General features: G+C 38.5%; 15 protein-coding genes. 6 read left to right on the top strand and 9 right to left on the bottom strand.

Translation table 11 applies throughout. The features are described from left to right. Window positions 1-39: 39 nt before the first annotated feature. The gene (prmB, locus tag PAUR_RS05290; RefSeq protein ID WP_192506770.1) at window positions 40-975 is read right to left on the bottom strand and encodes a 50S ribosomal protein L3 N(5)-glutamine methyltransferase; all 936 of its coding nucleotides are present in this window, start codon (window positions 973-975) and stop codon (window positions 40-42) included. A gap of 94 nt (window positions 976-1,069) precedes the next feature. Between prmB and smrB the strand changes: the two genes are divergently transcribed. From smrB to PAUR_RS05275, 3 genes are all read left to right on the top strand, one after another. Next, on the top strand, window positions 1,070-1,621 hold the full coding sequence (gene smrB / locus PAUR_RS05285) for an endonuclease SmrB (RefSeq protein ID WP_192506769.1): 552 nt from the start codon (window positions 1,070-1,072) through the stop codon (window positions 1,619-1,621). Window positions 1,622-1,744: 123 nt separating this feature from the next. Next, window positions 1,745-2,545: a response regulator gene (locus tag PAUR_RS05280; protein WP_192506768.1), complete on the top strand. Its 801-nt coding sequence runs from the start codon at window positions 1,745-1,747 to the stop codon at window positions 2,543-2,545. 183 nt (window positions 2,546-2,728) lie between these two features. Continuing rightward, the gene (locus tag PAUR_RS05275) at window positions 2,729-2,980 is read left to right on the top strand and encodes a hypothetical protein (protein ID WP_192506767.1); all 252 of its coding nucleotides are present in this window, start codon (window positions 2,729-2,731) and stop codon (window positions 2,978-2,980) included. A 191-nt stretch (window positions 2,981-3,171) separates the two neighbouring features. Here PAUR_RS05275 and PAUR_RS05270 read toward each other — a convergent pair whose 3' ends face one another. Next, window positions 3,172-3,777: a peroxiredoxin C gene (locus tag PAUR_RS05270; protein ID WP_010362234.1), complete on the bottom strand. Its 606-nt coding sequence runs from the start codon at window positions 3,775-3,777 to the stop codon at window positions 3,172-3,174. Between the two features lie 267 nt (window positions 3,778-4,044). Continuing rightward, complete coding sequence (gene fadR / locus PAUR_RS05265) at window positions 4,045-4,758, bottom strand: fatty acid metabolism transcriptional regulator FadR (protein WP_192506766.1); 714 nt, start codon at window positions 4,756-4,758, stop codon at window positions 4,045-4,047. Window positions 4,759-4,938: 180 nt separating this feature from the next. Here fadR and dsbB point away from each other — a divergent pair, with 180 nt between their 5' ends. Next, window positions 4,939-5,460: a disulfide bond formation protein DsbB gene (dsbB, locus tag PAUR_RS05260; protein WP_192506765.1), complete on the top strand. Its 522-nt coding sequence runs from the start codon at window positions 4,939-4,941 to the stop codon at window positions 5,458-5,460. A 337-nt stretch (window positions 5,461-5,797) separates the two neighbouring features. On the opposite strand, the gene PAUR_RS05250 is transcribed toward dsbB, so the two are convergent. Beyond that, complete coding sequence (locus PAUR_RS05250; protein ID WP_192506763.1) at window positions 5,798-6,109, bottom strand: ComEA family DNA-binding protein; 312 nt, start codon at window positions 6,107-6,109, stop codon at window positions 5,798-5,800. A 279-nt stretch (window positions 6,110-6,388) separates the two neighbouring features. On the opposite strand from PAUR_RS05250, the gene PAUR_RS05245 reads away from it, so the two are divergent. Continuing rightward, window positions 6,389-6,694 carry a YebG family protein gene (locus PAUR_RS05245; protein ID WP_192506762.1) on the top strand — a complete coding sequence of 102 codons (306 nt, stop codon included), beginning with the start codon at window positions 6,389-6,391 and terminating at the stop codon, window positions 6,692-6,694. Between the two features lie 44 nt (window positions 6,695-6,738). Here PAUR_RS05245 and PAUR_RS05240 read toward each other — a convergent pair whose 3' ends face one another. The 4 genes from PAUR_RS05240 to PAUR_RS05225 all read right to left on the bottom strand — a co-directional run bounded on the left by PAUR_RS05240 (window position 6,739) and on the right by PAUR_RS05225 (window position 10,888). Beyond that, window positions 6,739-7,929: an amino acid aminotransferase gene (locus PAUR_RS05240; protein ID WP_192506761.1), complete on the bottom strand. Its 1,191-nt coding sequence runs from the start codon at window positions 7,927-7,929 to the stop codon at window positions 6,739-6,741. Window positions 7,930-8,058: 129 nt separating this feature from the next. After that, window positions 8,059-8,721, bottom strand: a complete 663-nt coding sequence (locus PAUR_RS05235) for a GAF domain-containing protein (protein WP_192506760.1) — start codon at window positions 8,719-8,721, stop codon at window positions 8,059-8,061. A gap of 191 nt (window positions 8,722-8,912) precedes the next feature. Beyond that, window positions 8,913-10,559, bottom strand: a complete 1,647-nt coding sequence (locus tag PAUR_RS05230; protein WP_192506759.1) for a SpoIIE family protein phosphatase — start codon at window positions 10,557-10,559, stop codon at window positions 8,913-8,915. A 23-nt stretch (window positions 10,560-10,582) separates the two neighbouring features. Further along, entirely contained in the window at window positions 10,583-10,888 is a 306-nt protein-coding gene (locus PAUR_RS05225; RefSeq protein WP_192506758.1) for an STAS domain-containing protein, read from the bottom strand. 216 nt (window positions 10,889-11,104) lie between these two features. Between PAUR_RS05225 and PAUR_RS05220 the strand changes: the two genes are divergently transcribed. After that, window positions 11,105-11,434, top strand: a complete 330-nt coding sequence (locus tag PAUR_RS05220) for an SUI1 family translation initiation factor (RefSeq protein ID WP_192506757.1) — start codon at window positions 11,105-11,107, stop codon at window positions 11,432-11,434. Here PAUR_RS05220 and PAUR_RS05215 read toward each other — a convergent pair. Continuing rightward, window positions 11,431-14,415, bottom strand: coding sequence for a bifunctional diguanylate cyclase/phosphodiesterase (locus PAUR_RS05215; protein WP_192506756.1), 2,985 nt, complete (start codon window positions 14,413-14,415; stop codon window positions 11,431-11,433). The two genes, PAUR_RS05220 and PAUR_RS05215, sit on opposite strands and share 4 nt — an antisense overlap. Window positions 14,416-14,470 lie beyond the last annotated feature (55 nt).

The following is a 14,470-nucleotide window of genomic DNA, read 5'->3' as shown; positions in this document are numbered from 1 at the left end:
CCAATGACAACGACGAGTGCTTGTAACTCAATACGCACACTAGTTATTAAAGTACTCGACTAACTGCTGTTTCGAGATCATAAATACTCCAAGGCCACCGCGCTCAAATTCGAGCCATGTAAATGGCGCTTCAGGGTATAAAGCATCCATATGTACCATAGAATTACCCACCTCGACAAATAATAAGCCATCATCTGTTAAGTGTTCTGCGGCTTCCAATAATATGGTGCGAGTTACATCTAAGCCATCGTCACCAGAAGACAGGCCCAGCTCTGGTTCATGATGAAACTCATCTGGTAAATCTTCCATATCTTCTGCATCGACATAGGGCGGATTAGCCACAATTAAGTCATACTTTTGATTTGGTACGCCGCTAAATACATCAGACTGAATACCATAAACTCTGTCATGGAGCATATGTTCACAAATATTAATATCTGCAACCTCTAGTGCATCATAAGATATATCGACTGCATCCACTTGCGCATTCTCAAACTTATTCGCCAATGCTATGGCGATACATGCTGACCCAGTGCACATATCCAAAATCCGTGTCACTGGCTGCGACTCGGGTAACCAAGGTGCAAAACGCGCGTCAATCAATTCTGCAAATGGTGAGCGTGGAATAAGTACCCGCTCATCAACATAAAAGGGTAAGCCCGCAAACCAAGCTTGGTTTGTCAAATATGGAACAGGAGTGCGATCATCTATACGCGCAAATATATAGCTCATTAAACGTACTTTTTCAGTTCGCGTTAATTTAGCTTGCATTAGCTCTGTTGGCGCATCTAAAGGAAGGTTTAAGATTGGTAATACTAGGCTAACAGCCTCATCCCAAGCATTGTCAGTACCATGGCCAAAGAATAAGCCATGGCTTACAAATTGGCTCGTCGTCCAGCGTAACCAATCTTGAATTGTCAACAATTCATTATATGCTTCTTCAGCGATCTTTTCAGTGATCTGCAACTCACTCATAACCATATCTCAATATAACTGTATTTTATACGCGCTATTGTAACGGTTTTTCAGCTAGGTTTTTACGCTTTTTTTATTTAGAATGCGCTAAAAGATGATGTTAGATATAAATCCCATGACTGATGAAGATGATTTTAGTTTGTTCCGAAACTCAATTGCCGGTGCGCGAGAGTTTAAACAAGATACGGTGCGCTTTAAAAAAACCGTGAAGCCGCAAACTGGTGAGTTGCTTAGCGAGCAAACTAAACAACACCAATCTGAATTTTACTTTTCAGATGAATATATTCCAGATATAGATACTCATGGTACGGTTAACTACGTTCGACCTGGTGCAGATAAGTATTTAGCTAAGCAATTGCGCCGAGGTGACTTTGCGCCTGAACTGATGCTTGACTTGCACGGTTTAAATAAAGATCGTGCCAAAGATGAGCTAGCTGCGTTAATTCATGCTTGCAAAAAACAACATTATTACTGTGCTTGCATCGTCCACGGTATTGGTGAACGAGTATTAAAACATAAAGTCCCGCAATACCTTGTGCAACACCCTGATGTACTTGCAATACATCAAGCGCCTTTAGAATATGGTGGTAAAGGTGCCGTGCTTATTCTGGTCGACTTACCGCAATCTGATGAGTTTCGGCGTTAGAAATAAAGAATTATCTGTAAAATGACTGTAAATTTTCTAGCTGGGGTATTACTAATACGTTATATTGTATTCTTATTGATGTAGTACTTACTTAGAATGAAGTAAGCGATATATAGGGTCACAATGAACGAATTACTCAGTGCTGATTTAGCCATTTTACTTATAGAACCTTCTGCCACACAAAGAAAAATCATTGCAAAAGAACTGCAAGAAGAAGGTATCTCAAATATTGATTTCGCCGACTCACTGGCTAGTGCCAAAGAAATGCTGACAACGAGTATTCCTGACCTTGTCATATCTAGTATGTACTTTAGTGATGGTACAGCACAAGAATTACAAGCGTATATCAATACAGAGCTCAGCGAACACGGTATACCATTTATGTTAGTTTCAAGTGAGACGCGTAAAGCTGAACTTGAGGTATTCAAGCAATCAGGTGTCATTGCCATTTTACCCAAACCATTTAACAAAGTGCACTTAGGCCGCGCTATTAACGCTACGTTAGACATTTTAGCGCCACAAGAACTTGAGCTTGACTTATACGATGTACATGATTTGCGTATTTTAATTGTTGATGACTCAAGACTTGCGCGTAATCATATTCGCAGAGTCTTAACTAATCTTGGTGCACAGCGATTCTGGGAAGCCGAAGATGGCGCACATGCATTAGAAGTGCTGCAGTCAAACATGTTTGACTTAATTGTCACTGATTACAATATGCCGTCTGTAAATGGCCAAGAGTTAACTGAAACTATCCGAAACAGTGATGAACACGCGCATATCCCTGTTTTAATGGTGACCTCCGAGGCTAATGATACGCACTTAGCGAACATTGCACAGTCTGGTGTCAACGCCCTGTGCGACAAACCATTTGAACCTGACACAGTGAAAAAACTGATTTATCAGCTACTTGATCAAGATTAACCAATATATCGTTAATTTAACCATTTGGCTGGTTTTTTTCATCAACCAGTCAATCTAACTCTTTATTGAAAAAACAAAAAACACTTAATAATCAATAGAATAAAAATAAAAATCAGTATGGCACAACCTTTGTAATAGTTACTACGTCTAACTAATTAATGATACATACAAAGGAACAAGGCTATGAATACTTTCACTAAACTAACTGCTGCTGCACTACTTCTTAGTACGAGTATATCTGCTCAAGCTAACTCAATTACACTCGATTTATACAGCGAAGTTTCGGAGCAAATCACCAGTATTATTTCAACTCAAATAGAAGAAGCGAAATCTGCTACTTTACGCTCTGTGACAGACGCATTAAACTCTGAATTAAAAAAGCAAAACAACAACTTAAATACAGCACCAATTAACAAGGAAGAAGACAATGACTAATCAAGTACTTTTTGTCAGCTTACTTGCATTACCAGTTGTGAGCTTATTTTTAGGATATTTAGGGTTTGAATTATTAAAACTTATAAACCAGCGATTGTCTGCGGTAATATAAAAATGAGTCAATGCATATAAGGTACGGGTATGTTATATAAAAAAACCCGCCAAGCGGCGGGTTATCAAACTAGAGCAAATTATAGCGCGCTTTCGTTTTCAGATAGGAACTTAGCAACACCTTCTGGACTCGCATCCATACCAGCTTTACCTTCAGTCCAACCAGCTGGACATACTTCACCGTGCTCACTATGGAATGCTAATGCATCAACCATACGCAGCATTTCATCAATGTTACGACCTAGTGGAAGGTCATTAACGACTTGGTGACGCACGCTACCTGTTTCATCGATAAGGAATGAACCACGAAATGCTACACCCGCTTCTGGGTGCTCAACATCATACGCTTGACAAATTTCATGTTTAACATCTGCAACTAGTGCATATTTAACTGGACCAATACCACCTTCGTTTACTGGTGTATTACGCCATGCATTGTGTGAAAACTGTGAATCAATAGAAACACCAATTACTTCAACACCACGTTTTTGGAACTCTTCAAAACGCTTATCAAATGCAATTAGCTCTGAAGGGCATACGAAAGTGAAATCTAGTGGGTAAAAGAAAATAACCGCTTTTTTACCTTTAATAGTCTCATGCAAATTATAGCTATCTACAATCTCACCGTTACCTAATACTGCTGCTGCTGTAAAGTCTGGTGCCTGACGGCCTACTAATACACCCATTGTATTCTCCAAATAGTTAGGTTTATATTCAATCTCATCGTACAACTTAGCACGACATCATTAATACTTAATGACTTCTATATTGAGGCTACAAAAAATAATACAACCCCAATAAAAAATTTGCATAAGTGTATGCGTCTGAGGAAGAAATTGATAATCGATTTTAACGATGAGAGTAATCTGTTTTTTGGATGGTATAGTTAGGCGAAAACGTTTGGTAATGGAGTACAAAAAAGCCTCGCTATGCGAGGCTTTTCTAATTGACTTTTAGTCCATAATATTCGCTGGCATTTCGCCTCGCAGTTGCGACCATATTTCACCACTTTGGTGACCATACTTACGCATCAATGATATCGCACCGTCATGATCTTTATGCTGTGCCAAAACAGTTAAATCTTTATAAAACTGCCTTGCTAATTCACGTGTACGTGGATCTGAAAAGTAATGCCCACCAATTTTTGAGTATAAGCCTTTAAACCCATTAAGAACTAACACGTAAATTCGATTATTTCCTGCAGCAGCCAACTGATGATGGACACGATAATCATATTCAGCAAATGCATCTGCTGTATCTTCTAATTCATCACTTTTTGATAAAATCTCAACAACTTGCTCTGGATTCACTTTTATTGCAGCTCGAGTGTAGATCGCGCTAATATTTGTACGAGCTGATAACAGTTGATCAGTTAGTTCAGGCATTTTATCTTCATCAAGTCGCGCTAACGTCTCAAGAATATTCAAACCTGAAGTTTCCCAGAAATTATTTACTCGAGTAGGCTTACCATGCTGAATAGTTAACCAACCGTCTCGAGCCAAACGCTGGAGTACCTCACGCAACGTGGTTCTGGTAACACCAATTAATTCTGATAATTCACGCTCAGCAGGCAAGATAGAACCCGGTGGAAATTCACCGTTCCAAATTGATTCGACAATATATTCCTCAGCAAATCCTGCTGGGCTTTTGGCTTTGAAAATTCTCATCTAACACCACTTCGTTAAATATGCGACTGCATCATTTCATTAAGCCACTGATTGTACCAGATGATTGACAACTAACAAGCAAAGATCTCTATACCAGCCTATTGATATGCGTTTTATCTAACAATAGTTGCAGTACACTCCTGTGATGGCACATAATACGCAAAAATAATAGGAATGATTATGAATTGGATATCTTCACTGTCTCACTCTCGACCCGCATGGGTACTGCTGGCTGTCAGTGCATTTGTATTTGAAGCCGTCGCGTTATTTTTTCAATATCAGATGGAACTAGCCCCCTGTATTATGTGTATCTACCAGCGTACAGCAATGCTTGGATTATTATTTGCTGGGTTGGTTGGCGCAATAAATCCAAGTAATACAATTTTTAAGATTGTCGGGTTTTCAGGTTGGGGCCTGGCCAGTATTTGGGGCTGGCTAATTGCAAGAGAACACACCAATATGCAAACAACCACTGACCCATTCGCATTTACATGTGACATTGTGCCAAACTTTCCAGAGTTTTTACCATTACATGAATGGCTTCCTTCATTTTTTGCTGCAACCGGTGATTGCGGCAATATTGATTGGCAATTTATGAATATGAGCATGCCTAATTGGATGGAAGTAATTTTTGCGTTTTATAGTGTTTGCTTTATCACGGCCTTTGCTGCATATTTATTTTGTTCAAAAAGGCAATCATAATGTTCGTTTGGAAACTCAGTCAAATAGTAAGTTTAGCAACTTTCAAAACTCGAGAAAGACAACAAATATTAGCATTAGCTATCGATGCGCTACCCCCAATGCAAAAAGTGCTACTTCGCATCGCCAAACTCTGTGTGCTAGTGCCTTTCTTTGTTAGTTTCGCATATATTGAGGGCTGGAAATTGATCCCTCTTTTGCTCATTGCAGGCCTATTATACCCACTCCTAACCTCACCTATTGAAATATGCTTTGCCAAACCTCACCTCATGCACGCTATTCGTAATTTCCAAGAAAATAAGACAACACAAGCCTAACTGGCTTGTGTTGCTACCCTCTGCTAAAAACTCACCTTCCCTTCAAGTTTCAACAATATGCCTTGGCCAATCCCTTTAACTTCCCCCAATGATGCTAAATCAAGGAAATTACCATGCTGACTGCGATAGTTAATGATTGCTTGCGCTTTTTTTTCACCAATCCCTGGTAATACTGCGAGCTCCTGCCAATGTGCAAAATTAATATTAACTAATTCAAACTTATTGTGACTTGTTGACCGTGTCTCTTCTAATGGCAGTGGCTGCTCATTTTCAACGGCGTGATTGAAAGTACTGAATAATATTGATGTGACTAACAAGATATTTCTTATATGCATATTTCCCTCCTGGAAATGGTCATACTATATTACTGAGAACAATGTTCTCACATGTAAACATCCTAAAATCTATTAGGCACTTTAAATAAAGTTCTCAGACTAATCTTTGTCAAATATAAATCGTACTAAAAATAACTAACCACCTGTTTATAAACTATTTTTATAATTGAGTACTTTAATTTTTCAACATATTATTCGATTAAGAACTATGATAATCTTCTTGCAAGTTACAATTCAAACGATTACTGTATAAAAAAACAGTATTACGCAGGAGTGATCATGGCTGTTGTTATTAAGTATGTTGTAGAAAGAAACGGAGTCGAGCGCATGACCTTTACCAGTAAAAAAGAGGCTGATGCATACGATAAAATGCTAGATGTTGCTGAATCCCTTGAGCAGATGTTAGCGAAAGTAGACGTCCCTCTCAGTGAGCAACAAGTTGAGTCGTTAGCGCTAGAAATCGCGAAGCGAAAAGATGAATTTCTATCTGTGCTAAAAGGTGTGAAGCCTGAGACACCAAAAAAAGCCAAGAAGCCAGAGACAGATGCGGATGATGAAAAAGTAGCAAATATTAATCAAGCATAAAAAAAACCGCTCATAGAGCGGTTTTTTTATACTTGATATCAAAATCACTTTAGCACATCAGCAATCGCGTTCGAGAAATAATCTATATTTGTCTGGCTTACACCTGCAACATTAACTCGACTCGAGCCCACAATGTAAATCGCATATTCTTTTTGCAAACGATCAATTTGCTCTTTATTAATACCCAAAAATGAAAACATACCATTTTGTTGATCTATGAATGAGAAATCTTGCGCAACGCCTTTCTCGGCTAAGCTACTTTTTATTAAAGTTCGTAAACCATTAATACGACTACGCATTTCATCTAGCTCATCATGCCAAAGTTGTGTCAGTTCAGAGCTACTCAAAATTGTATTAACAATATCTGCACCGTGTGCTGGTGGCATTGAATAAATACTTCGAACCACACTCAATAGTACCGAGTTTGATACATCTGCGGTTGTACTATCATTTGAAATAAGTGAACATGCGCCAATACGCTCTCGATACAAACCAAAGTTCTTTGAACATGAAGAACAAATCAACATTTCTTCAACTGTATCAGCCAACAAACGTAAGCCTTTTGCGTCTTCATCTAAGCTGCTACCAAAGCCTTGATAAGCAATATCAACTAAAGGTGTAAAACCAACATCTTTTGCAAGTTCTGCAACGACTTTCCACTGTGCTTCATTTAAATCCATGCCACTTGGGTTATGACAACATGCATGTAATAAAACGACATCACCTTTAGGAACTTGCTTCAGTGTCTTGATCATCTCATCAAACAGTAAACCCTTATTTTCATAATCATAATAAGGGTATTCTTTCACCGTTAACCCAGCAGCTTCAAACAAGCTGATGTGATTGGCCCATGTTGGTGTCGTTACCCATACGGTTGCATTGGTATTACAACGTTTAATAAACTCCGCTGCTACGCGCAGTGCTCCCGTTCCGCCTGGAGTTTGTGCTGTGCGTACTCTATTAGCAAGCAATGCGCGGTGTTCACCAAGCAAGAGTGATTCCATTTTTTGGCAAAAATCTAAATTTCCAGCAAGTCCAATATATGATTTTGTTGTTTCGTTTTCTAATCGAAATGCTTCTGCTTTTTTTACCGCTTTTAATACAGGAGTATTACCTTGCTCGTCTTTATATACACCTACACCCAAGTCAATTTTATTTGGGTTTGTATCTTGCTTGTATGCAGCCATAAGACCAAGGATCGGATCTGTCGGTAATGGTTTCAATGTTGAGAACATGGGTTATCTCTTTTATTAGTGTAATATCAGCATATAGCTAATTGGCGTAATAGCTTATATGCACTGAATAAACGGGGATTAAAACTGTGTTTATAGTAACATAAATTAGCTATAACACGAGTCTTCACATCACGGTAAATATTGAGGAATTCTAATGCAAACAGCGATTAGTAAAGCTAAAGTTTCTGCTGTAAAAAAATCATTCCGAAATGCTTCAGCATCAATGATCCCAATGCATTGCATTTTCTCATTATAAAGTGGTAAACAACTTTCAGATTGTACTTTTGGATCGCATGTATAATATTCTCCACCATTTGCAATATAGTCCTGAACGTTATTAATCACCCGACCATGGCCAGACATAGCAACTTGGACATTATTACTCGTTTGAGAAAATAACGTATTTATTGGAAATAAAGGTCTACTTGGCGCACCAATATATGCCAATTTTAGGAGTTGAAGTCCCTCTCCTGTCTTCGTATTTTGATAAACCCCGAACCAATCTACATGTGTTCTTTGCTTGATAAATTGAACAATTGTCTGTAATTGGCTTAAACTCAGACTATTTTTCTCTGAGTATTCTATGTATTGACTAAGTTCAAAAGGTTCATCTTGTAAATGTCCAAACAGACTACATGCTCCCCCTTCTCCTAATTCGGGGATCCTGAATGACCAAATTGCGCCGTGTGTATTATCCGACTCAGCAAGATAGTTATCCAGTTCTACTAATGCTTGCTCCACTTGCAGTACATCCACATTTAAATTTGCGCGATCAAGGTATTCAGAAATCATTTAGCCATCCATACATCTAAAGGTATAAATGGAGATTATCATGAAACGACACATTTGCAAATAATTGCTGTACCAAGTTACGTAATTAGCGTACTAAAGATATTGGGGACGTTTAAAAGTAACTCACTCAGCGAATATTAAAAAGAGGTCAAATTAAGGGGAAAATAGTTATTCCTCTAAGCAGGTATGATTTATTGCAATGAATACACCATTTCAACCTCATTTCCAGCGTGGTTATACCTTACGCTTTGTGCTATTTCATTCAATAAGCTCAGCCCTCGGCCATGCTCTCTATGTAACTCTGTATCATTACTTTCTTGATTGCGAAAACCATTACCAGAATCACATATAGAAAAGAATAAGCTGAGGGAGTCAGGACAATAACGGGCTGAAATTATAATTAATGCATCCGTAAGACAAACTAGTGCTTGCTCACGTAATTGATAAAACTCGAAAAAACCTTCATCTTGATTTTTAATCTCAGAATCTAAACCCAATACGCCATGATCTAATGAATTGTTATAAGCTTCAGAAAGTAATAAAAAAATGTTTGACCTATGCTCATTAATTCCTTCAAGCTGACTTAAAACATCAACCAACTCTAGAATAGGATCACTGTCCTTCATTTGACCCGCATTTAAACTCATCGAAATACTAAAAGGCAACTTAGAGTAAGTCGTTGACTCAGTACGAAGTGCTTCACTTGCAATACAGTTAATGATCGCAATACTCAAATCATCTTGTTGTTCTCCGTGTTCAGAAAATGTATGTACTTTCTCGATAATATCCGCAGTTGTTACCATAGGTATGCTTAATAGCGCACTTTTTAGTAACTCTTCTCCAAACATATCGCCTTGCTTACTTTCTGTTTCAATGATCCCATCTGTAGCCATAACCAGTCGCTGATCTGGCTTAACTTCTAAGTGAATTAAGTGTCTCTCAAACTCCTCTTCATCCAAAATACCCAACGCCATATGTTGCGCTTCTAGAGTTCGAATTACTACCCCTTCTTGATCAATCAAATATAAGTCAGGTAACCCCCCAATCCAAGCTGAAATACTCTTACCTGATTCACTCAGTTCAACAATTGCTGCGGCACAAAACATATGGCCAGGTAACAGTGTATACAAGACATTATTCAGCTCAAATGCAATATCATTTACAGCCATGCCTTTATTCACCATGGTGTAAAAAACACGAGAGGCGGGTAATGCACCAACAGCGGCCGCAAGTCCATGCCCAGTAAAATCACCTAATAAGCAATAAAACCCACCCATTGGGCTGCGTGCCATCAAAAACATATCCCCGTTAAACATTGAAGCCGGTGAGAGGTGATAATCACAATGATGGGGAAATTTTACTTGTTGAGACAACGCATTACTAAAGATGTGTTCTACAATCTCATGCTCACGTTCGGTTTGATTATAATGATACTCAAGCTGTTTCTTTTGCAAGTGGGCTTCTTGGCTCAATTTACGAGTTCTAGCATGTGCCTTAATTTTTGCCGACAGTATAATTCGGTCAAATGGTTTATGAATAAAGTCATCGCCACCCACAGCCAAACATTTTTCAAAGCTCGCATGGTCTTCAAGCGCAGTAATAAAAATCACTGGTAAATAAACATCACCAGCCAATTGTTTTATTTTTGGAGCCGCTTCAAAGCCATCCATAACCGGCATCATTACATCCAACAGCACGATATCTATGTCCGTACTTTGTAATACTTCTAGTGCCTGACATCCATCATTCGCTACTTCTACATGATAGCTTTGTTGCTCAAGCATCGCTTTAAGCAAAGTACAATTAAGCGGCTGGTCATCAACAACGAGAATTCGCACAGACTTAAGCCTTACATTATGAATTAATCAATATCAAACTTCTTATCAAACCGAGATATTTGTAATATTTTTTTAAGCTGGGGTCTACAATTACTTATGTGAATACTGCCTATGGAATCCCCCAATGTTTTTTTCATATTAAGTAACATACCTAACGCAGAACTATCCATATAATCGGTTTCACGCAGGTCTATAACTACTTTTTCTGTTTGTTCGCCCACTTCAGCATAGGCCTGTCGAAATGACTGAACTAAATTAAAATCGAACTTTCCCCTGATCTGGATGGTCAATGTTTTTCCATCCGATGAAGCATTCTTGCTCAAACTCATCTTAAGCTCCTAATATGGTTTGAATTTGTTATCCGTGCACTGATTTAAATATAACGCTTATACATTTTTTCGCCAAAAATAAACGTCATCAAATGTAATTTATTTTTTTTATTTGCGTTTCTCTTACTCCTAAGCATAAAAATAAGCTTGGTATCAGCAAATAATATATCTAAAATGCAAAGATAGGCATAACATACAATAGGATTTAGGTAAAAAATGTCAGAAAATCGCTTAGTATATTCAACCGACATTGGTCGAATTAAAGTAGATGAGCCTCAAGTTGATTCACCAGCAAAAATATTTAAAGATGGTGCTATACGAATTGAACGGCAGACCAAAGGCCGTAAAGGTAAAGGCGTCATGCTGGTTGTTGGTGTTGACCCTCAAGTCCATGATTTAAAGAAATTGGCTAAGACCTTAAAAAGCAAAATGGGACAAGGTGGTGCGCTAAAAGAAAACATCATTGAAGTCCAAGGCGATGACAGGAACAAACTCAAACTTATTCTTGAGTCTCTTAAGTTTAAAGTAAAAATAGCCGGTGGTTAAATACCGGCTTTATCTTGTAGTTGAGATCTAAATATCTCTATTTCATGTTCTGGTAAAGGAGGACTGTAATAATATCCCTGAACAATAAAACAATTATTACGTTTTAAAAACGCAACTTGCTCTTTAGTCTCTACCCCTTCAGCGACAACCTGCAACTTAAGTTTTTGCGCCATCGCAATAATAGCCGCCGTAATTTCCATGTCATTAGAGTCATCCGGAATATCTTTAACAAACGATCTATCCACCTTTAAGCTATCGACAGGGAATCGTTTCAAATAACTCAGAGAAGAGTAGCCTGTTCCAAAATCATCAATTGACAACCCAATACCCAGATCTTTCATCTGATGTAACTGTGCAATTGCCGCTTCTACATCTCCCATTAACATACTTTCGGTTAATTCCACATGTAATAGGCTTGGTGGCATTTGTGTTCGTTCTAAAACATCGGATATTTCTGCTATTAAGTGCGCATCTTTAAATTGCCTTGCAGAGAGGTTGATTGACATATTTCCCGAGCGCCCTTGACGCTGCAATCGCATTGAGAACATACAGGCTTCTTCCAATACCCATGCACCCAACTCCACAATAAGCCCTGTAGCTTCAGCAATTGGAATAAATTTCGTCGGAGGGATCATGCCTTTATCAGGATGTTTCCAACGGATCAACGCTTCATAACCAACAATTTTCAGTGTCTTGCAATCAACCTGAGGCTGATAATAAAGTGAAAACTGTTTTGATTTAATAGCTTGCCTAAGTTCATTTTCAATATAGAGTCGTTCATTCGCAGCAGCGTCCAATTCCTGAGAATAGAAGTGGAAGGTATTTCGTCCTTTGGCTTTTGCTTCATACATCGCTAAATCAGCATGCTTAAGCAATTGCTCCTCTTCTTGACTGTCAAAAGGCGCCATTGTTATGCCAATACTGGCACTAACAATCACTTCATTATTACCGAGTTTAATTGGCTGATTTAAAGTACGCTGAATAATATGTGCCACTTCCATTGCATTTTCACGTTTCTCGATACCACTTAGTAGCACAGCAAATTCATCGCCACCAAGTCGTGCAATAGTATCTTCTGATCTTAACCGCAGTTTTAACCGTTCAGCAACTTCAACCAATAACCGATCACCGGCATCATGACCTAACGTATCGTTAATTCGCTTAAACTCATCAAGGTCAAAATAAAACAAAGCAAATGCATAGTGACCGCGCTCAGCCAGTGCCATTGATTTTCGGAGCTGCATTCTAAAGAAGGTTCTATTAGCAAGCCCTGTTAATGTATCAAAGTATGCGAGCTCTTCCATTTTTCTCTGACTTTCTTTTACAAAAGAAATATCTTGCGCAGATGCCACATAACTAGAGATTTGCCCTCCATCTTCTCTGATTGGAGAAATACTTAGACTCACCCAAATAGGCTTAGGTCCTGCCCCTTCAAGCATGGTATCACCACGCCAGTAATTACGACTGCGCAGGTCAATATCGATATCATCAACCAATATTGCCATATCTTTTGAGATTATATTCAGTAATGACTTTCCTAAAAAGTGACCTTCTTCAAAGCCTGTCATTTCCAACATTTTGGGATTTACATATTCCACTTGAAAATGTTCATTCGTAATAACCACAGCAGTACCAGAAAATGAAACGGCCTTTGACAATCTATTTGCGGCTTTTTCTGCTATTTCTTTTTCCGTAATACGTTGATTCAGGCCGCTAACTAATTTTTTTATCTCCGTACTCATGTCGTTAAAAGACGCATTTAACTGACCAATCTCATCTTTACTACTGGGCATTGACGGCATATCCCACTGGCCTCGACCAAAGCCCACAACCGCATTAACTAACACATTGATGCGACCCAATACTAATTGATATAGCACTTGATGCAGCAACAGTGCGACAAATAGCGCATACAGCAAGAATAAGCCAAAAAACTTAACTTTCAATTCTTCCAGCGCCGATAACGCAGAATCCCTTTTTTTATATACACCTATATACCAATCCAATTGCTTTAATTGTTTAATATTAATAATATGATCTTCATTCTCATGAATAAATTCATCTTGAAACTCAGGCAGCTTAACCAACAAGGCTGACTCAATCACATTGCTTAAAGCTGGAATCGACAATGCTTCTTCATTAGTCAATTTAGCTCCTTGGTTTTGTTTGCCGAAGTTTGGCGCCGCAATAATCTTGCCTTGTTGGTCAAATATTATAAATCCTTGCCTCGTATCTGGGGCTGGTAAATGCGACAACAGAGTATCTAACTCAAGATCTGTTCCCGTAAAACCTAAATAGCGATCATTGTGATAAAGAGGGACCAGAATACTGATAACCCATTTATTCCAAACATCGTCAAAATGAACCCGAGACCAAATCGCTTCCCTAGTAGGGTTTAACTCTTCTCTCAACAGAGGCAATGTATGCGTGCTAAATAACGCTTGTTTTGGTTTGCTATTTAATAAAATATTGGGAGGCGCTATACGGACAAAATTTCGCTGTGTTACTAAATAAAAATTGAAAAAATCTTGTAATAATGGTGGTGCAATGATGTTCCACAATGATTCTGACTGAGAAAACAAGGACTTGTCTTTTGTGCTTAACTCACTTGACGATAAATACGCCGCAGATAACCCATTTTTTGCAGTGCTTCTAAATGCTCCATCAAGATCAACGACATTCAACTTTGCCGGTGTTAATGTTAAATTTTCCCCGGTGAATAGCTGCTTGGCCACAACTGCATTTGCTTGTTCCGCCAAACTGGTTTTTAATTCAAGATACTGGCTAAATTGAGTAACCGCCTGACCACTAACTCGCTTTAACTCTGCGTATTCTTCATAAATTAGCTGTCTCTCTTCTGATTTCAGCATGAGTGCCGCTGCGAAGATCCCCGCAACCAAACACACCGCCGAAATCAACATCGACAGTTTAACACTTAAGGAGTTGGCTCCAAACCTCGAAGGGGGTCTACGATTGACCACGGTTAAACCCTTATCATAATTGTAATTTTTCTATAAAGATTCGAATTAATATAAC

Source organism: Pseudoalteromonas aurantia 208, from assembly GCF_014858725.1.
GTDB classification, from domain to species: Bacteria; Pseudomonadota; Gammaproteobacteria; order Enterobacterales; family Alteromonadaceae; genus Pseudoalteromonas; species Pseudoalteromonas aurantia.
Note: the sequence above shows the minus strand (reverse complement) of the source record. Positions and strands in the feature narration are given on the sequence as shown.